Below are 19,306 nucleotides of genomic sequence, written 5' to 3' on the forward strand. Positions count from 1 at the left end.
TAGCGCACTTCGGCTTGGAGTTCGCTGTTCTTTGGAGCAGCATATTCCCGACAGTGCGGGCAATTGCGACGGCCAGCCGCATTCGCTCCTCATCAACTGATATCTGGACTGCCCTTGAAGCCATCTCCCGTTGAAAGATCGCATGGATCGACCGGCGCATCAGTCCTGAATGAGCTTAGTACCTCTCGACCAAAAACTTCGATGAACTCGCGCTGATTGCGCCCGACATTGTGAATATAGATTTCGTCAAATCCCATCGCGACATCGGCTTTCAACCACTCGACATGCTGTCGTGGATCGGCCGAGATGCGCACATGCTGGTCCATATCTTCAGGCCGCACCTTCAGACATGCCTCATCGAACTCCTCCGGCAAACGAAGCGTTTCCGAGATTGCAGCGGAAATCGCGTTGCTGCGCCACTGGTCGAAGGCATTAGCCCTAGCTTCCTCTTCGGAGCCGGCATAGGAAATATGTGTTTGCAAGTAGAGCGGCTTTTGCCTCCCGCCGCCGCGCCGGAAGGCTTCGACGACTTTGTCGAGCTTGCCGGTCGGCTGGTTGATGGTGATAAGCGCATCCGCCCAGCCTCCCGCCCACTCGGCCGTTTCTGGCGAAAGAGCGCCGGCAACAATGCGCGGGATCTCATCAGGGAGAGTATGGACGCGGCCCTGATCGACTTTGATGGGTTCTGTCCGACTGACCAGCTTCCCCGACCACAAGTCCCTCATGATCTCGACCGCAGCCAGCAACCGTTCATTTCGTTCTGCCTTGGAGGGCCAGCGTTCGCCGATGACATGTTCATTCATGGCCTGCCCGCTGCCCACCGCTATCCACGGCAACCGGCCCGAAAACATCTCTGCAATCGTCGCACCAGCCTGTGCGGTAATCGCCGGATGATAACGCCAGCCCATAGGGACTGTGATGATACCGAAGGGAATAGATTGCGTGGCCTGGAGCGCGGCCCCTAACCAGGCCCAAGCAAAGCCCGACTGACCCTGCCTCTCACTCCATGGCGTCAGGTGATCGGACGACATCACGGCGCCGAAACCTGCAGCCTCCGCAGCCTGCACATATCCGAGGAGCTCGCTTGGCGAAAATTGCTCATGGGACGCGTGATAGCCGATGAGCGTCATGATCCGTTGCCCTCGGAAATAAACCAGTGGTAGGCATGGGGCTCGAGTTGCAGGCGTGGTTGGATGGCGCCTGCGTACTCCACCTCGCCGATCAGATCTCGGAACTTCCGAGGCTGCATTCCGCCAAAATTGATTTCCGTCTTAATACGCCGGCGAGCGAGGTTGTGGACGAGCAGCAGAAGCGACCCGGCGTCTTCAAAGCCGTGGACCAAAACAGCCGGATCCTCGGCGCTCAATCTCACCAGCCGCCCTTTTGTGAAGATCGGCTGATTCCTGCGAAGAGAAATAAAACGCCTGATCTTGTTCAACAGGGAATTAGGATCATTGAATTGGTCGACAACATTGACTTTCTTGTAGGAAAACGGCCCGTCCGAGACGATCGGCTGACACAGTTTTCCGGCGTCGGCACTGGAGAAACCGGCATTCCTCTCCGCCGACCATTGCATCGGTACCCTCACTGCATTGCGTCCGGGCTGGGAAAGGTCCTCGCCGATGCCGATCTCGTCGCCGTAGACGATAAGCGGCGGCCCGCTCAGAGAAAAGATGATGCTGAAGGCGAGTTCCGTCCGTCGTTGGTCGCCGCCCAACATGGGCGCAACGCGACGGCGGATGCCGCGGCCGAATGCCTGCATTTCTTCCTTCGAAGCGAAGGCGTCGAAGACGTTCTTCTTCAAATCCGCGGGAACTCGGGAAAAATCGAGCTCATCGAGATTGCGCAGGAAATTAACCCATGCGCAACCGGGCGGTGGCTCCGGAAGCAGGCTCAGTCCCTGATTGATCGAGGCCGCGTCTTCCCCAGCGAGGCCTGCGAAGAGATAGCAGGCAAGCATGAAGTTGAGCAGAAGCTGGAGTTGGTCTCCTTCGCCAAAAAAGGCGTCGGAAGCTTCCGGCGGAAGATTGACTTCTCCGAGGAGCACACCACCCGATCGCCTGCTTTGCAGATAGCTGCCGATCTGCCTCAGGATGCCGTGGGGATCGCGAGGATTAGCATGCTCAAGTCCTTTATCGGCGATGATGAGCGGGGCGGCGTCCAGCCTGAACCCGCTGACGCCGAATGCGATCCAGTAATCGACGATGCGCAATATTTCTTCGCGCACCTGCGGATTTGCAGCGTTCAATTCGGGCTGAAACTCGTAGAAGCTATGGAAATAATAGGCCCTCGCCACCTCATCATAGGTCCAGAGGCTGTCCACTTCGCCCGGAAAAATCGATTTGGCCCCTGAAGCGACAGGTGCAGGATCGGGGCTCCAGACATAATAACTGCGGTAGCGCGTCTCGTCATCCCGCCTAGCGGCCTGGAACCAGGGATGCTGATCGGATGTATGATTGACGACGAGGTCCATGATCACCCGAATGCCATGCTCACCGGCACCGTGCAGAAATGTCAGGAAATCGTCAAGCGTTCCCACCTTTGGATTGATCGAATAGAAATCGCTGACGTCATAACCATTGTCGCGATCCGGACTGCGATAAAACGGCAGTAGCCAGATGCAGGTAATTCCGAGTTCCGAAAGGTAGGCCAGCTTTTCCGTCAGGCCCGCGAAGTCGCCAATGCCGTCACCATTGCCATCGGCGAATTTCTCGACATCGATGCTGTAGATCACCGCCTCCTCATACCAGCTGCTGCTTCGGTTCGGCACCGCGACGGTCTCCCGATAATCTCTGTTGCCAACCCTTCTAACGGTCCGGAAGGAGGGGGTTCCTCGGATTGCGCCAAGTCCAAGGATGCCGGGGGATGCGGAAGGAAGGTCTGGCCCGGTGGAACCTGCAGACATCACCAGTGTTTTCCCGATATCCCCAACAGATAGGAAGCCTCCGATGGATTACTCCACGACACCGCTGGCAGGTCCCGAGCGATCACCTCTCCAACCGAAATGGTGGCATACCGCAACTGTATACCAGGTCTATCCGCGCAGCTTTTGCGATTCCAACGGAGACGGCATTGGCGATATCCCCGGCATCACCTCAAAGCTCGACTACCTGAAAAAGCTCGGGATCGACATCATCTGGCTGTCGCCGATCTACAAGTCGCCGATGGACGACAATGGTTATGACATATCGGACTACCGGGACATTGCCCCCGAGTTTGGCACGCTCCAAGATTTCGACCGGCTGGTGGCTGAGGCGAAAGACCGAGAAATCGGCATCATGCTCGACCTCGTCGTCAACCACACATCGGACGAGCATCCGTGGTTTCTTCAATCCCGTCACGGTTCGGACAACCCATTCCGCGACTTCTACATCTGGCGCAAACCTGCGCCGGACGGAGGACCGCCGAACGGCCTGAAGTCCTCCTTCGGCGGACCGGCCTGGACGCTCGACCCGGCAACAGGCGAATATTACCTGCATATGTTTTCTCGCCGCCAGCCGGATCTCAACTGGGAGAACGAAAGGGTGCGGGCGGAAATCTATGACATGATGAACTGGTGGCTTGAGCGAGGCATTGCCGGCTTTCGCATGGATGTCATTGATTATATCGGCAAGCAGGTGGACCAGGAGCTTATAAAGGACGGACCGCATCTGCACGACTATCTGCAGGAGATGAATGCCAAGACCTTTGGCAGCCGCGATATCCTGACGGTCGGCGAAGCCTGGAGCGCCACTCCCGGTGCAGCCCTCCTCTATTCCGGACGCGACCGCCAAGAACTCTCGATGATCTTCCAGTTCGAGCACGTCACCCAGCAATGGGACGCGGTCTATGGCAAATGGCGCCCGAAACCGTTCGACCTTGTGAATCTCAAGACCGTCCTGAGCAAATGGCAGCTTGCTCTATCGGAAGACGGGTGGAATTCGCTCTTCTGGGGCAATCACGATCTGCCGCGCGCCGTCTCCCGCTACGGCGACGTGACCGGCTATCATATCGAGTCGGCCAAGATGCTGGCCACCGTGCTGCATCTGCTGAAAGGCACGCCCTTCGTCTATCAGGGCGAGGAAATCGGAATGACAAACGTCCCCTTCACCTCCATCGATCAGTACCGGGACATCGAAACCCTCAACATGCACAGGCTGCACGTGGAGGCCGGCCTTTCCCCAGAAGAGTTTATTCGCGGAGCAAACGAGAACGGTCGCGATAACGCCCGCACACCGATGCAATGGAGTGCGGCCCCCTATGGCGGTTTTTCGACCGGCGTACCCTGGATCGAGGTCAATCCCAATTATCCGAAGGTCAACGCCGAAGCGGCCATCGGAGACGAGAAGTCGATCTGGAACCACTATCGCAAACTGATCGCGCTCCGGAAGACCTGCCCTGTCATCGTCTACGGGGAATACCGATCCTGGCTCGACCAACATCCTGATGTCTTCGTCTATACCCGTACATTCGACAGGACACGGATGATTGTCATCGCTAATTTCACCCCGCGGCACATTGGGCTGAGTTTGCCATCGGAGCTCGGGATGAACGGAGAATGTCTCATTTGCAACTATGAACCGGTGCACAAGATCAACGAGACCATTGAACTCAGCCCCTACGAGGCCTTCGCCATAGCGTCTAGGTGAAGCTGGGATCCGGTCACAGTTGCTCGGGCTTTTTGATAGTGCTCGGTGCTGCGATCTTCTCGGCTATCGCAAGCGCCGGGGCAGCGAAAGAGGCTGGCGCCGGCTGCCTCTCGATGCAATGGCCGCGCCGACCGCGATGGAAGCAAGGGCTGCAAGGCCCAGCATCAGAGGCGTCGACAGCGATGGCCGCGAGCGCGAGCGTAACCCGCCATCGATATGCGCCGTGTCCTGGGAAGGCCGATAGAGATTACCGTCGCTTTTCGCGACAGGTGATGCTCGGTTGAAATAGGCGGCCATGAAGCGGCCGAGCAAACGCGCCGCCAGGTTTGGCGCCAGCAGGTGAGCGAGACGTGTTGCATTGGTTACTGCGCCAACGGTGGTCGTTGCTCGCGGGTGTTTTGCCACCTGGACTATGGCTTCGGCAACGCGCCGGGCATCGATCAGCGGCGGCGGCGCGGAGACCTTCCGGCCGACATAGTTGGCACCATGCATCAGGCCGGGGGTGTCGACGAAGGCGGGGTAAATGTCACAGATATGAATGCGAGGCTTATCCGCCACCTCCGCCCGTAAGGCCTCGGAAAATCCGCGAAGCCCGAACTTGCTGGCGCTGTAGGCTGTGGCGAACGGCGCCGCTGCAAAACCGCCGAGCGAAATCATATTGATGAATACGCCCGTACCCTGGCGTAGAAACACCGGGAGAGCCGCGTGTGCGTCGTTGATATGTCCCAGCAAGTTCGCGCGGATGACCTGCTCATGCGCCTCAATTGGCGTCTCCTCGAACCGACCAACCGCGCCGACGCCGACATTGCTGACCCAGACATCGATCTTGCCGAACGAGGCAGCTTTCGAGGCAAGAGCCTTGACTGCATCGGGGTCGGTGACATCCGCAACAACTGAAGTGGCCTCGCCGCCGAGGCGGCGGCAGACCTCTGCCACTTTTTCCAATGCGGCACCGTTGCGCGACGCGAGCACCAGCCTGCTACCCCGCCTGGCGAATGCCTCGGCTGCGGCTTGACCGATACCACTCGATGCGCCGGTAATGACGACAACAGCATCCTCGAGATTGGTTGTCATAGTCGAAGCGTCCTTTCGATTTACCCTTTCTGCGCAACAACCCGGCGCCATTGAAGTTCCCGGCCGGCGGACATCGCGCCGTTTCAGTCAGCTCTTGCTGTCTCGGAGCGCGCTGAGATGTCGCTCATCATCACGCGCCATCTCGAGATGCGATCGAGAGCGGCCATTTAGGTTAAATGCAGGCAAAGGATGCCTTAGCCACCGAATGATTTTCGATAGGCATGAGGGCTTGTCCCGAGCCGCCTGCGAAAATGATGCCGCATGGTTGCCAGTGTTCCAAAGCCGCTGGCGGCGGCGATGTCGTCGAGCGAAACAGCAAGTTCCTTCTCCAGCAGGTCGCGGGCATGCCGCAGCCGCTCCGTGAGCAGCCATTCGCCGACGCTGAGGCCCGTCGTCGCTTCGAAGCGCCGCTGGAAGGTGCGCATGCTCATGCCCGCTCTTTTCGCAAGCAGGCTGATCGGCTGATCCTCGGAAAGGCTTTCGCGCATCCATTCGATCAGCGGCCCCAAGCGGATGCCCTCGCGTTCCTCAGGAACCGGCGCGTGAATGAACTGCGCCTGTCCGCCTTCGCGGTGCGGCGGCACGACGAGGCGTCTTGCAACGCTGTTTGCTGCTTCCGAACCGAAATCGCCGCGCACCACATGCAGGCAGAGATCGATGCCGGCAGCACTGCCCGCTGCCGTCAGCAGACTGCCCTCGTCTATGTAGAGAACGTCGGCATCGAGTGCGATATCGGGATAACGCGCGGCGATCGAGGCGACATAACGCCAATGCGTCGTCGCCCTGCGGTTCGTTAGCAGGCCCGACCCGGCAAGAACGGCAACACCCGAGCAAAGCGACATGATCCGTGCGCCGCGTTGATGCGCTGCCTTGAGCGCTGAAACAAGCGGCTCGGGAACGACGGCATCGATCGACCGCCAGCCCGGCACGACGATCAGGTCCGCTTCGTCAAGCACTTCCAGTCCCTGGTCGACTGCGACCGTCAGCCCTCCCGCTGCGCGAAGCGGACCCGGTTCGATGCCGCAGACTGAGAAGCGATACCAGCCTTCGCCCATTTCCGGCCGTGGCAGGCCGAAGACCTCGTAGGCGATGCCGAATTCGAAGGTGCAGAGCCCGTCATAGGCAAGTGCGGCGACCAGCGGTCCTTTGGTCTGCTGCGACGATGAGTTTGGCATGATATTTACGCTGTCGGTCATGATGGCCAATTTCGCAAAGCTCTAGCATCGGCGATACCAGGCGGCAACTTCAGAAAAAGGAAAACCCGATGCCAAGCCCCGTTTCCCAAATACCTGCTGCAGCCCCGGATGCCGCTGTCGCTCACTTTGCCGCCAAGCTCGCTTTCGAAACCGATTGCTCGGACGTGCATGCCGCCTTTGCGGCCGGGAAAGCCGATTTCGTTCTCCTCGACGTGCGATCGCCGCAGCTCTTCGCAGAGTCCCACATTCCCGGAGCGATCAACCTGCCGCACGGCAAGATGACGGCGCACCGCATGTCGACATGGGCAAGCGATACACTCTTCGTCGTCTATTGCGCCGGTCCGCACTGCAACGGCGCCGACAAGGCTGCCTTCCGGCTCGCCAATCTCGGCCTCCAGGCCAAGCTGATGATCGGCGGCATGACCGGCTGGGCCGATGAAGGCTTCGCCTTCGAACAGGGCATCCCCGCTGCCGCCTGATGGCCTCCCTTCTCCCCTACAATTATTGCAGCGGGGAGAAGGAAAATCGCGACCGTCAGAACTCGACGACCACCTTGCCGAAGGGCCCCCGATAGAGATGATCGAGTGCCTCAGGGAATTCGTCGAAGGCATAACGCTTGTCGATCACAGGTTTCAGCCCGGTCTGGTCGATTGCCCGCACCAGATCTTCAAGCGCACGGCGGTGGCCGACGGAAATGCCCTGCACAACAGGCGCCTTGAGCAGCAACGGGCCGGCCGGGCCGGAAACCTCGAAACCCTCGAACACGCCGATGACGGAAATGCGGCCATTGATCGCCACCGCCTTCAGCGCCTGGCCGAGATGCGGGCCGCCGACGATCTCGAGCACGTGATCGGCGCCATAGCCGCCGGTCAACTGATAGAGTTGTTCCACCCAGTCGCCCTCATGGCGATTGATCGCGTGATCGGCGCCGAGGGCAACGGCGCGCTCGAGTTTCTCGGCGCTGCCTGATGTGATGAAGACCTCCGCACCATGCGCCTTGGCGATCTGCAGACCGAAGAGCGCCACCCCGCCGGTGCCTTGCACCAGCACCTTGTCGCCGGCCTTCAGACCGCCGCGTTCGATCAGTGCGAACCAGGCAGTCAGCCCGGCGCAGGGCAAGGTGCTCGCCTGCGCCGCATCGAGCGTGTCAGGCGCGCGTGAATACCATTCTTCGGAAAGCACGGTATATTGCGAGAGGACGCCGGGATAAAAGCCGCCGCGCGTCTTGTAAGGTGGCGTGCGCGCATCGCCCAACCCGCGTCCGTCGATCCAGTCGGGCGAAAACGTCGAGATGACCCGATCGCCCGGCTTGAAACGGCTGACGTCGGGTCCGACTGCCTCGACGACCCCCGCCATGTCGGAAGCCGGCACGAAGGGAAATTGTAGCGGCAACCCCATGCCGCTCTCCATCACCAGCCGATCGCGGAAATTGAGCGAGACGGCTTCCGTCCGGACCAGAATCCTGTTTCCCGAAACCGGTTCGAGCCTCCGCTCGCCGATCGCCAGCTGGCGCTCCGGCCCAACTGCGTCGATCTGCCATTGCCGTGTTGTTTGCATTGCCTTGCTCCTTGTTCATTGCAGGGAGCACAAGGATATCGTTGAATATTTCGCACCAGTTGCGATATTAATTCACCAGAATGGTTCCGAAGAGGAAACAAATGGAACAGCTGAAGGGTATCTCGATCTTTGTCGAAGCCGTCGAGGCAGGTGGCTTTTCGGCTGCCGCCGAGCGGCTCCATCTCACGCGTTCGGCCGTCGGCAAGACGATCGCACGTCTGGAACAGCGTCTCGGCGTGCGGCTTTTCAACCGTACGACACGCATGCAGAGCCTTACCGAGGAAGGCCGCTTCTTCTACGAGCGCTGCCTGCGCGCGGTTGAGGAAATCCGCCTCGGGGAAGCCATGCTGGAATCCGGCCGGCGTGACGTGCGCGGCCGATTGCGCATCTCGATGCCCGTGCTTTTCGGCCGCCACTGCATCGCGCCGACCCTCGCACGCCTGCTCGATGAACATGCGAACCTCGAACTCGACCTTTCCTTCAACGACCGTATCGTCGACCTGCTCGAGGACGGCTTCGATCTTGTCATCCGCAATGGGCCACTGGAGGACAATCCGGATTTGATGGCCCGGGCGATTGCCCGCCAGCGCATGACCGTCTGCGCATCGCCCGCCTATCTGGAAAAACACGGCGCGCCACAGACGGTCTTCGATATTCCGCGGCATGAAGGCATCGTCTACAGGCGGGGCGATGATGACAAGGGTTGGATATTTCCGACTGCGGCCGATCCCGGGCGGCGGCTGGTGCCACAGGCGCGACTGCGGCTCGACGACCTCGCTTCGATTTCCGATGCGGCCGTCGCCGGGCGCGGTCTTGCCTGGCTGCCCTGCTGGCTGGTCCGCGAGGAGGTGCTGGCGGGCCGGCTCATTCAGGTATTGAAGCACGAACCGGCCAATATCTCCGATGCCCATGCCGTTTGGCTGCGCTCACCGGTCATGCTGCCGAAGGTGCGGCTCGCGATCGATACGCTCGCTGCGGGATTGCCGGCAATGATGGGCTGAAGCGCTCGCCGCGGGTCTGCGAGCGACTAGAAACCCATGTTATTCCTAGGCGTTTCTCTGGAAATAACGCGATGGCGCAGTACATCCGCTCATTCACCGTCCACTGTGGGCGGCCGCCATATCACTCGGAAAAACGTCAGCATGTCACTTTGCAGCGCCCTGGTGGAAAACAATCTAGTCGTCGCCATGAATGGCGAGGATATCCTGCGCCGTTTAGGCGCCGACGTGGCAACGGCGCCAAGTGTCGCCGAAGCGATTGAGATCCTGACCGGACAGTCCTTCGATCTGGCGCTTCTTGACGTCGATCTTGGCGATGAGACGAGTTTCGGGATTGCCGATCGACTGGCTGCTGACGGCGTGCCCTTCTTATTTGCCACGGGGTATGGGGAGGGCATCGCTCAGGCGAGTAGCCACTCCGACGCGCCCGTGCTGCAGAAGCCTTATACGATGGAGGGCATGACGCATATTCTTGCCCGGGTGTCGCTTCCGAGGAGAGGGTAAAGCCTCATCCTCCAAGGGTATCCGGTCGCAGCCCACCGATGAAGAGCTGTTCCAGAAACCGCGCCGCATCCTCGAAGCGCCCCTCGCCCGAATGTTCCTGCCCCAGCACAGCACGCACCTGAACGTCGAAGTCCGCGTAATGCTGCGTCGTCGACCAGATGGAGAAGATCAGGTGGTAGGGATCGCATTTGACGATCTTGCCTGATGTCGCCCAGGCGCGGATGACCTCCGCCTTCTCGTCGACCAGTTCCTTCAGCGGCCCCTTCAACTCGTCTTCGATATGTGGCGCGCCCTGCAGCACCTCGTTGGCGAAGAGCCGGCTCTCGCGGGGAAAATCGCGGGCCATCTCCAGCTTGCGGCGGATGTAGCTGCGGATTTCCGTCTCTGGATTGCCTTCGGCGTCGAAGGCGCGGAGCGGCTCCAGCCAAGTGTAAAGTACCCGGTCGATCAGCGCCCGGTGCATGGCTTCCTTGGTGCGGAAATAATAGAGCAAGTTGGGTTTCGACATGCCGGCCACTTCGGCAATCTGATCGATTGTCGAGCCGCGAAAGCCGCTTGCCGAAAACACATCGAGCGCAGCTTCCAGGATCTGCTCTTCCTTCTCTTCCTGGATTCGCGTCCGCCTCAGGGTTTTCGCTGCTCTCGGTATTGTCACAGGCTGTCGTTTCCCCTTGAAATTCAACTTCTTCGCTCAAGTTTTGGCTAGGGACGACCCTCGCCGCTTCCTTGAGCAACTGCCCGCATTTTTATCGGCAATTTTCGTGATTTTCGTCTTGAGCCCGGCGATGGAAGTTGTAATGTTTACCAATCGGTCAAATTATCCGTCAGATGTAAAACAAAGGCAACTGGCGATTTTCCGGCGCTCGACAAAACCAATAAGGGGGCGCAGGAAAGGACCACGGGAACGAGCGGGCATGCCTCTTTGCATGACTGCCGCAAACAGGTGAGGGCATAAAGAATGGTGGCAGCACCAGGCGAGAACATGCGCGTCAATGGCGACCGTCTCTGGGACAGTCTCATGGACATGGCGAAGATCGGCCCCGGCATAGCAGGCGGCAACAACCGCCAGACACTGACAGATGCCGATGCGCAGGGCCGCAGTCTTTTCAAAAGATGGTGTGACGATGCCGGTTTGACCATGGGTGTCGACCGGATGGGCACGATGTTCGCCGCCCGCCCCGGCACCGATCCCGATGCCTTGCCGGTCTATGTCGGCTCGCATCTCGATACCCAGCCGACCGGCGGCAAATATGACGGCGTGCTCGGCGTGCTTGCGGCCCTCGAAGTCGTGCGCACGATGAACGATCTCGGCATCAAGACCAAACATCCGATCGTCGTCACCAATTGGACGAATGAGGAAGGCGCGCGTTTTGCCCCTGCCATGCTGGCGTCAGGCGTCTTCGCCGGCGTGCACAGCCTGGACTTTGCCTATAATCGCAGGGACCCCGAGGGCAATCTGTTCGGCGACGAATTGAAGCGTATCGGCTGGGTCGGCGACGAAGAGGTCGGCGCCCGCAAGATGCACGCCTATTTCGAATATCACATCGAGCAGGGACCGATCCTCGAAGCCGAGGAAAAGCAGATCGGCGTCGTCACCCATTGCCAGGGCCTCTGGTGGCTGGAATTCACACTGACCGGCAAGGAAGCCCATACCGGCTCGACGCCGATGAACCTGCGCGTCAATGCCGGCCTCGCCATGGCCCGCATTTTGGAAATGGTCCAGGACGTGGCGATGGGCGAACAGCCGGGTGCCGTCGGCGGTGTCGGCCAGGTGTTCTTCTCGCCGAATTCCCGCAACGTGCTACCCGGCAAGGTGGTCTTCACCGTCGACATCCGCTCGCCCGACAAGGAGAAGCTCGACCGTATGCGGGCAAAGATCGAGGCAAAGGCGCCTGAGATCACCAATGCACTCGGCGTCGGCTGTTCCATCGAGGCGATCGGCCACTTCGAACCGATCACCTTCGATCCGAAACTGGTCACGTCGGTGCGCGAAGCCGCCGAGCGGCTCGGCTACAGCCACATGAACATCATCTCCGGCGCCGGCCATGACGCCTGCTGGGCCGCCAAAGTGGCACCTGCGACGATGGTCATGTGCCCCTGCGTCGGCGGGCTCTCGCATAACGAGGCGGAAGAAATCTCCAAGGAATGGGCGATGGCGGGCGCCGATGTGCTGTTTCATGCGGTGGTCGAGACGGCGGAGATTGTGGTGTGATGGCGTCGGACTTGCCAGCGACTTATCTCGATTATCCGGATGCTTTTAAGTTCTACTTTCAGCAAACTGCCGACGATCTTGCATGGGCTAATGCCAATGCGACGCCGGTGAACGAAGGTCCGTGGGGTGATGTCCCCGCCGTGCAGATCTTCTACATTGGCATCAACCCGGCAGGCGAACGGATCAGGCTTCCGCAAATATCGAGTTTTTGGCGATATGAGCCTTCTAACATTCAGTTGGCCGTTTCAGATGACCGCGACCACCATAAAACCTACTATGTCTATGGGCGGCCTGGTTCCATTGACGTCGTTCGGATCGAACTTGGCGCTTCCATGCCCAGCATACTGATCGAACGTCCCAAGGGCAGCCAACCCGTACAGTCAACCGGGTTGATCGACGGCAAGGATTTTTACTTTCGCGAATGCGAAGGCGTCTGGTCCTTGTCGATCGGCGGCGTTGACGTCCTTGATCAGCCCGACTGGTACCACGAGGAGAAGCACGACAAGCCGAATGAATTAAGCGAGAAGGCCGTCTACAGCCTGATCGCCAAGGGTGCGGACCTCTTTAGAAACGGCACACCCACAATGGCAGTGGAGCCGTAAGAGCAATAAGATCGAGGGGAAAGGAACAGCAGCCATGACCACAGTCATCAAGAACGGCGCCATCGTCACGGCCGACCTCACCTACAAGGCTGACGTGAAAATCGACGGCGGCAAGATCATCGAGATCGGGCAGAATCTCTCGGGCGACGAGACGCTGGATGCGACCGGCTGTTACGTCATGCCGGGCGGCATCGATCCGCACACTCATCTCGAAATGCCCTTCATGGGCACCTATTCTTCCGACGATTTCGAGAGCGGCACGCGCGCCGCCCTTTCCGGCGGCACCACCATGGTGGTTGATTTTGCCCTGCCCGCTCCCGGCCAGTCGCTGCTCGAAGCGCTGACCATGTGGGACAACAAATCGACCCGCGCCAATTGCGATTATTCCTTCCACATGGCAGTCACCTGGTGGAGTGAGCAGGTCTTCAAGGAGATGGAGACCATCGTCCGCGACAAGGGCATCAACACCTTCAAGCACTTCATGGCCTATAAGGGCGCGCTGATGGTCGACGACGACGAGATGTTCGCCTCCTTCCAGCGCTGCGCCGAACTCGGCGCCCTGCCGCTGGTGCACGCCGAAAACGGCGACGTCGTCGCCTCGATGTCGGCAAAGCTGCTCGCCGAGGGCAATAACGGCCCAGAGGCGCACGCCTATTCCCGGCCCGCCGAAGTCGAAGGTGAAGCGACCAACCGCGCCATCATGATCGCCGACATGGCCGGCTGCCCGGTCTATATCGTCCACACCTCTTGCGAACAGGCGCACGAGGCGATCCGCCGTGCGCGCAGCAAGGGCATGCGCGTCTATGGCGAACCGCTGATCCAGCACCTGACGCTCGACGAGAGCGAATATTCCAATCCCGACTGGGATCATGCGGCCCGCCGGGTGATGTCGCCGCCCTTCCGCAACAAGCAGCATCAGGATTCGCTCTGGGCAGGTCTCGCCTCCGGCTCGCTGCAGGTCGTCGCCACTGACCATTGCGCCTTCACCACGGCGCAGAAGCGCTTCGGCGTTGGCGATTTCACCAAGATCCCGAACGGCACCGGCGGCCTCGAAGACCGCATGCCGATGCTCTGGACGCATGGTGTCAACACCGGGCGGCTGACGATGAACGAATTCGTCGCCGTCACATCGACCAACATCGCCAAGATCCTCAACATCTATCCCAAGAAGGGCGCAATCCTTGTCGGCGCCGATGCCGATATCGTCGTCTGGGACCCGCAACGTTCCAAGACCATTTCGTCCAAAGCCCAGCAGTCGGCGATCGACTACAACGTCTTCGAAGGCAAGGAAGTGACCGGCCTGCCGCGCTATACGCTGACGCGCGGCGTCCTCGCGATCGAGGAAGGCGCGATCAAGACCCGCCAGGGCCACGGCGAATTCGTCAGGCGCGAGCCGGTCACGGCCGTCAGCAAGGCGCTTTCCCAGTGGAAGGATATCACCGCACCGCGCAAGGTGACGCGTAGCGGCATTCCGGCAAGCGGCGTATGACGATGGCGCATGACGATACGGCCATCAATCGGGGACCGCTGCCTCTATGCCAATGACCTCACGCCGGCACCAAAGCGTCCAACTCCGGCAGAAGCACGACGCTTTCCTGCTCGTTCGGATCGGTGCGCGCGATGATCGCTGTGCACGGCGTGCTGCTGAGGTTGGCCGGCAGGTGCGGCACGCCGGCCGGGATATAGAAAAGTTCGCCGGCATGAACGATGACGTGATGCTCGAGCCGGTCTCCGTACCAGGTATGAGCCTCGCCGGAGAGCATGTAGATCGCCGTCTCGTGCGCCTCGTGCAGATGCGCCTTGGCGCGCACGCCGGGCGGGATCGTCAAAAGATGCATGCAGATGCCCTTGGCGCCGACCGTTTCGGCGGCGATGCCTGCGAAATAGCTCAGCCCCTGCTTGCCGTCATAGGCATGATTGGGGCGAACGATGTGGCAGGTGGGCTTTGATGTCACGTCCATCCTCATCCTCCATGGAGTGTGTCGTCGATAAAACCGGCGGTAATGATAGCACGCAAACCGCGTTCAAGCGGGGAAAACAAGACTGGTCGCATTGATGCAAGCACCCTCCGTCGTATCCGCCAAGGATCTCTGTCTCACCTACCAGGCCAATGATGGCCCGGTGAGTGCACTGAGCAATGTCAATCTCGATGTCCGCAAGGGCGATTTCGTCTCTTTCATCGGCCCGTCGGGCTGCGGCAAGACCACCTTCCTGCGTGTCATCGCCGATCTCGAAAAGAGCACCTCGGGCGAGATCTCGATCAACGGCATGACACCGGAGGAGGCGCGCAAGGCCCGCGCCTACGGTTATGTCTTCCAGGCGCCGGCGCTCTATCCCTGGCGCACCATCGAAAACAACATCGCTCTGCCCTTGGAGATTATGGGCTATTCCGGCGCCGAGCGGACGCGGCGCATCGCCGAAGCGCTCGATCTCGTCAGTCTTTCGGGCTTCGAGAAGAAATTCCCCTGGCAGCTTTCCGGCGGCATGCAGCAGCGGGCCTCGATCGCCCGCGCACTCGCCTTCGACGCGGACCTGCTGCTGATGGATGAGCCCTTCGGCGCCTTGGACGAGATCGTCCGCGACCATCTGAATGAAGAGCTGCTGAAACTCTGGACCCGTACGAACAAGACGATCTGCTTCGTCACCCATTCCATCCCCGAGGCGGTCTATCTCTCGACCAAGATCGTGGTGATGTCTCCGCGACCGGGCCGGGTGACCGATGTGATCGACTCGACCCTGCCGGCCGAGCGCCCACTCGACATCCGCGAAACCCCCGAGTTCCTGGAGATTGCCCACCGCGTTCGCGAGGGACTGAGGACGGGACACGCATGAGGAGCGGGCGCGTGTTGTTTGGCAAGACCCCTCCCCAACCCCTCCCCACAAGGGGGAGGGGCAAACACGCGGCGCTCGCTGAATTCTCCATGGAATGTCGCGGGAGAGCGCTGCCGCCACCCGCGGGTTCGACCGTTAAGTCCCTCCCCCTTGTGGGGAGGGGTTGGGGAGGGGTCTAGATGCCACACTCAAACATCACCCTCAAAACCCGCCAAACGGCAAAACGGCTCCGCCGTGAGCTGACAAAGGCGGAGGCTGCCATGTGGGATATGCTTCGCGATCTCAGGCCCTATGGTGCCCGATTCAGGCGCGAGACGCCGATAGGCCCCTATATCGCCGATTTCGCTTGGCTTTCAGCACGACTGATCGTCGAGGTCGACGGTGACAGCCACGAGACTGCCGACGGCCGCCGCCACGATCTTGCCAGGGATGCATTCCTGCGCAACGAGGGTTTCAAAGTGCTGCGCTTCGACAATGCCCAAGTACTTGATGGACCCGATTACGTGTTTCTCACCGTCGAGAAATATGCCGCGCCATTTTTGAAGGAGCGCGTAGCATGAAGCCCGACACGTTCAAGGATAAGATCGTCCCCGTCACCACCATCCTGCTGGCCCTCGTCGTCATCTGGTATGTCGCCGCCATCCTCATGAACGCGCCATTCCAGCGCGACATGGACGGCCGCGCCGGCGTCACACCTTCGACCCTCGAATTCATCGGCAAGACGCTGGCGCAGCCGAAGCCGGTCCTGCCGGCGCCGCATCAGGTGGCGCAGAACGTCTACGAGAACACATTTCTGCGCAGCCTTTCGAGCAACCGCAGCCTCGTCTATCACAGCTGGGTAACGCTCTCCTCCACCCTGCTCGGCTTTGGCTTCGGCATGCTGCTCGGCATCCTTCTCGCCGTGCTGATCGTCCACAACCGCGCCATGGACCGCTCGCTGATGCCCTGGCTGGTGGCCAGCCAGACCATACCGATCCTCGCCATCGCACCGATGATCGTCATCATCTCCTATAACGTGCTGACCGGCGACAATGCTATTGCACATCTCCTCAATCTCGATTCCGACGCTTCCCGGCTCGTGTCGAAGGCGCTGATCTCCACCTACCTCTCCTTCTTTCCGGTCGCCGTCGGCATGGTGAAAGGGTTGCGTTCGCCTGAGATCATGCATCTCGACCTGATGCGCACCTATTATGCCAGCCCGATGCAGACTTTCTGGAAGCTGCGCGTTCCAGCCTCGATCCCTTTCCTCTTCACCTCGATGAAGGTAGCGATTGCCGCCAGCCTCGTCGGCGCCATCGTCGGCGAGTTACCGACGGGTGCTGTCGCCGGCATCGGCTCGAAGCTGCTCGCCGGCTCCTATTACAGCCAGACCATCGATATCTGGGCCGCCCTCGTCGCCGGATCGCTGCTTGCCGGCATCCTGGTCGCGATTGTCGGCGTTGCGGCGAAAATCGTTGACCGCGCCATGGGCGGGAGGCCGGCATGAGACATTTGACCTTCTCCTGGCAAGGCGTCGTCGCCCTCCTCCTCTGCATCGGAGCACTGATGGCCCTGCCGCTCCTGGCCGACGGCGCGACGCGACCCCTCACCGATGGCACGGCAACCCTCATTTTCATCATCATCATCGCGGCTGCCCTGCTGTCTCTAGCGCCGCAGCCGCCGGCCTATCGGGCCACCGTGCTGTTTATCGGCGCGCATGGCGCCGCCTGGATGCTGCTTTCGGCTCTTTCCGGCAACGATGGTGCGGCGACGCGGGCCTTCTTCCTGCTGCTGTTCGCCTGCTGGCTGCTTGCCTGGCGATGCGTCACCGAGCTGTCGAAGCTGCAGCCCGTCACAACGTCCGGCAAGTCGGCGCTCCAGCTCCTGATCCCAGCAATCTTCGGCGCCTGGATCCTCATTCTCTGGGAGGCGGTCACGCGTGGCGCCGGCGTTCCCTTCATCCTGCTGCCGCCGCCGAGCGCCATCGGCGCGCGGTTCATGGCATCGCTGCCGATCCTCGGCGCAGACGTCAGACAGACGATCTTCAAGGCGGTGCTGATCGGTTATATCCTCGGCTGCCTCAGCGGCTTCGTCGTCGCGGTGCTGGCCGACCGCATCGCCTTCCTGCGCCGCGGCCTTCTTCCGATCGGCAACATGGTTTCGGCCCTGCCGATCATCGGCGTCGCCCCTGTCATGGTCATGTGGTTCGGCTTCGATTGGCCGTCGAAGGCCGCCGTCGTCATCATCATGACCTTCTTCCCCATGCTGGTGAATACCGTCGCCGGCCTTGCCGCCTCAGGGAACATGGAGCGCGACCTGATGCGCACCTATGCGTCCGGCTATTGGCAGACACTGCTGAAGCTCAGGCTTCCCTCAGCAATGCCCTTCATTTTCAACGCACTGAAGATCAACTCGACGCTGGCGCTGATTGGTGCCATCGTTGCGGAATTCTTCGGAACGCCGATCGTCGGCATGGGCTTCCGCATCTCCACCGAGATCGGCCGCATGAATGTCGACATGGTCTGGGCGGAAATCGCCGTCGCGGCGCTGGCCGGCTCGATCTTCTATGGCATCATCGCCCTGACCGAACGGGCGGTGACGTTCTGGCATCCGTCTATCCGTGGTGGCTAGGCGCGCGCGGGCTCCAGAAACGGGTCCGGGCATAACTTCAGAGGGTAAGGATAAAAAAATGAGAAAGTTGATGGTTGCAATGATGGCGAGCGCGATGTCGCTTGCATCGGCCCATGCCATGGCCGCCGACAAGGTGGTGCTGCAGCTGAAATGGGTCACGCAGAGCCAGTTCGGCGGTTACTACGTCGCCAAGGACAAGGGCTTCTATAAGGAAGAAGGCCTCGACGTCGACATCAAGCCGGGTGGCCCTGATATCGCCCCCGAGCAGGTGATCGCCGGCGGTGGCGCCGATGTCATCGTCGACTGGATGGGTGGCGCCCTTGTTGCCCGCGAAAAGGGCGTTCCGCTCGTTAACATCGCCCAGCCCTACCAGAAGGCGGGCCTGGAAATGGTCTGCCGCAAGGATGGCCCGGTCAAGACCGAAGCCGACTTCAAGGGCCACACGCTCGGCGTCTGGTTCTTCGGCAACGAGTATCCCTTCTTCGCCTGGATGAACAAGCTCGGCCTGTCCACAGAAGGCGGTCCGAACGGCGTCACCGTGCTGAAGCAGAGCTTCGACGTGCAGCCGCTTGTCCAGAAGCAGGCCGACTGCATCTCCGTCATGACTTATAACGAATACTGGCAGGCGATCGATGCCGGCTTCAAGCCGGAAGAACTGACGGTCTTCAACTACACTGAAATGGGCAACGACCTTCTTGAAGACGGTCTCTATGCGATGGAAGACAAGCTGAAGGACCCCGCCTTCAAGGAGAAGATGGTCAAGTTCGTCCGCGCTTCGATGAAGGGCTGGAAATATGCCACCGAGAATCCCGACGAAGCCGCCGAGATCGTCATGGACAACGGCGGCCAGGACGAGAACCATCAGAAGCGTATGATGGGTGAAGTCGCCAAACTGGTCGGCGACAGCTCCGGCAAGCTGGACGAGGCACTCTATGCCCGCACGGCAAAGGCGCTGCTCGACCAGAAGATCATCAGCAAGGAGCCGTCAGGCGCCTGGACGCACGACATCACCGACGCCGCTTCCAAGTAGGTTCGTCAACGCGGCGAAGCGAAACGCGCGGGAGATTTTCCGCGCGTTTCGTGTTTTTCCGTG

Annotated in this window: 18 protein-coding genes and 1 pseudogene; 12 read left to right on the forward strand and 7 right to left on the reverse strand. The window is 60.4% G+C overall.

Annotation, left to right across the window (positions count from 1 at the left end):
- Positions 1-92 precede the first annotated feature (92 nt).
- Together N2600_RS17060 and N2600_RS17065 are read right to left on the reverse strand one after the other, a co-directional pair.
- Entirely contained in the window at positions 93-1,130 is a 1,038-nt protein-coding gene (locus N2600_RS17060) for a TIGR03885 family FMN-dependent LLM class oxidoreductase (protein ID WP_017965797.1), read from the reverse strand.
- Positions 1,127-2,770, reverse strand: coding sequence for an alpha-amylase family protein (locus N2600_RS17065; protein WP_260109265.1), 1,644 nt, complete (start codon positions 2,768-2,770; stop codon positions 1,127-1,129). Before N2600_RS17065 ends, N2600_RS17060 begins: the two co-directional genes overlap by 4 nt.
- Before the next feature lie 178 nt (positions 2,771-2,948).
- On the opposite strand from N2600_RS17065, the gene N2600_RS17070 reads away from it, so the two are divergent.
- Positions 2,949-4,628: a glycoside hydrolase family 13 protein gene (locus N2600_RS17070; RefSeq protein ID WP_170262114.1), complete on the forward strand. Its 1,680-nt coding sequence runs from the start codon at positions 2,949-2,951 to the stop codon at positions 4,626-4,628.
- Positions 4,629-4,691: 63 nt separating this feature from the next.
- On the opposite strand, the gene N2600_RS17075 is transcribed toward N2600_RS17070, so the two are convergent.
- Both N2600_RS17075 and ftrA read right to left on the reverse strand, forming a co-directional pair.
- Positions 4,692-5,702: an SDR family oxidoreductase gene (locus tag N2600_RS17075; protein WP_222280946.1), complete on the reverse strand. Its 1,011-nt coding sequence runs from the start codon at positions 5,700-5,702 to the stop codon at positions 4,692-4,694.
- A gap of 194 nt (positions 5,703-5,896) precedes the next feature.
- Positions 5,897-6,898, reverse strand: a complete 1,002-nt coding sequence (gene ftrA / locus N2600_RS17080) for a transcriptional regulator FtrA (protein ID WP_260296874.1) — start codon at positions 6,896-6,898, stop codon at positions 5,897-5,899.
- A 68-nt stretch (positions 6,899-6,966) separates the two neighbouring features.
- Here ftrA and N2600_RS17085 point away from each other — a divergent pair, with 68 nt between their 5' ends.
- Complete coding sequence (locus N2600_RS17085) at positions 6,967-7,377, forward strand: rhodanese-like domain-containing protein (RefSeq protein WP_260296875.1); 411 nt, start codon at positions 6,967-6,969, stop codon at positions 7,375-7,377.
- A gap of 55 nt (positions 7,378-7,432) precedes the next feature.
- Here N2600_RS17085 and N2600_RS17090 read toward each other — a convergent pair whose 3' ends face one another.
- A complete protein-coding gene (locus tag N2600_RS17090; protein ID WP_260296876.1) occupies positions 7,433-8,455 on the reverse strand; it encodes a zinc-dependent alcohol dehydrogenase family protein in 1,023 nt (340 codons plus the stop codon).
- Between the two features lie 101 nt (positions 8,456-8,556).
- Here N2600_RS17090 and N2600_RS17095 point away from each other — a divergent pair, with 101 nt between their 5' ends.
- Both N2600_RS17095 and N2600_RS17100 read left to right on the forward strand, forming a co-directional pair.
- Complete coding sequence (locus N2600_RS17095; RefSeq protein WP_260296877.1) at positions 8,557-9,456, forward strand: LysR family transcriptional regulator; 900 nt, start codon at positions 8,557-8,559, stop codon at positions 9,454-9,456.
- Positions 9,457-9,615: 159 nt separating this feature from the next.
- A pseudogene (locus tag N2600_RS17100) lies at positions 9,616-9,957 on the forward strand (response regulator); the annotation flags it as partial.
- A gap of 4 nt (positions 9,958-9,961) precedes the next feature.
- On the opposite strand, the gene N2600_RS17105 reads toward N2600_RS17100, so the two are convergent.
- Positions 9,962-10,639: a TetR family transcriptional regulator C-terminal domain-containing protein gene (locus N2600_RS17105; RefSeq protein ID WP_170262109.1), complete on the reverse strand. Its 678-nt coding sequence runs from the start codon at positions 10,637-10,639 to the stop codon at positions 9,962-9,964.
- 276 nt (positions 10,640-10,915) lie between these two features.
- Here N2600_RS17105 and N2600_RS17110 point away from each other — a divergent pair, with 276 nt between their 5' ends.
- The 3 genes from N2600_RS17110 to hydA are packed head-to-tail and all read left to right on the forward strand — an operon-like array spanning position 10,916 to position 14,260.
- Positions 10,916-12,169, forward strand: coding sequence for a Zn-dependent hydrolase (locus N2600_RS17110; protein WP_260296878.1), 1,254 nt, complete (start codon positions 10,916-10,918; stop codon positions 12,167-12,169).
- Positions 12,169-12,771, forward strand: coding sequence for a hypothetical protein (locus N2600_RS17115; protein WP_260296879.1), 603 nt, complete (start codon positions 12,169-12,171; stop codon positions 12,769-12,771). Before N2600_RS17110 ends, N2600_RS17115 begins: the two co-directional genes overlap by 1 nt.
- Positions 12,772-12,805: 34 nt before the next feature.
- Positions 12,806-14,260 (forward strand): dihydropyrimidinase, encoded by a 1,455-nt coding sequence (hydA, locus tag N2600_RS17120; protein WP_260296880.1) that lies wholly within the window; start codon positions 12,806-12,808, stop codon positions 14,258-14,260.
- Between the two features lie 58 nt (positions 14,261-14,318).
- On the opposite strand, the gene N2600_RS17125 is transcribed toward hydA, so the two are convergent.
- The gene (locus N2600_RS17125) at positions 14,319-14,732 is read right to left on the reverse strand and encodes a cupin domain-containing protein (RefSeq protein ID WP_018073737.1); all 414 of its coding nucleotides are present in this window, start codon (positions 14,730-14,732) and stop codon (positions 14,319-14,321) included.
- 94 nt (positions 14,733-14,826) lie between these two features.
- On the opposite strand from N2600_RS17125, the gene N2600_RS17130 reads away from it, so the two are divergent.
- The 5 genes from N2600_RS17130 (at position 14,827) to N2600_RS17150 (ending at position 19,243) form a co-directional block, all read left to right on the forward strand.
- Positions 14,827-15,603, forward strand: a complete 777-nt coding sequence (locus tag N2600_RS17130) for an ABC transporter ATP-binding protein (protein WP_003542281.1) — start codon at positions 14,827-14,829, stop codon at positions 15,601-15,603.
- Positions 15,604-15,782: 179 nt separating this feature from the next.
- Positions 15,783-16,163: an endonuclease domain-containing protein gene (locus N2600_RS17135; protein WP_170262106.1), complete on the forward strand. Its 381-nt coding sequence runs from the start codon at positions 15,783-15,785 to the stop codon at positions 16,161-16,163.
- Positions 16,160-17,089: an ABC transporter permease gene (locus N2600_RS17140; RefSeq protein ID WP_064248347.1), complete on the forward strand. Its 930-nt coding sequence runs from the start codon at positions 16,160-16,162 to the stop codon at positions 17,087-17,089. Before N2600_RS17135 ends, N2600_RS17140 begins: the two co-directional genes overlap by 4 nt.
- A complete protein-coding gene (locus N2600_RS17145) occupies positions 17,086-18,213 on the forward strand; it encodes an ABC transporter permease (protein ID WP_170262105.1) in 1,128 nt (375 codons plus the stop codon). The genes N2600_RS17140 and N2600_RS17145 overlap by 4 nt, the downstream gene beginning before the upstream one ends.
- A gap of 58 nt (positions 18,214-18,271) precedes the next feature.
- Positions 18,272-19,243: an ABC transporter substrate-binding protein gene (locus N2600_RS17150; protein ID WP_222295621.1), complete on the forward strand. Its 972-nt coding sequence runs from the start codon at positions 18,272-18,274 to the stop codon at positions 19,241-19,243.
- Positions 19,244-19,306 lie beyond the last annotated feature (63 nt).

The organism is Rhizobium sp. WSM1274 (genome assembly GCF_025200775.1).
In the GTDB taxonomy this organism is placed as follows: Bacteria; Pseudomonadota; Alphaproteobacteria; order Rhizobiales; family Rhizobiaceae; genus Rhizobium; species Rhizobium leguminosarum_I.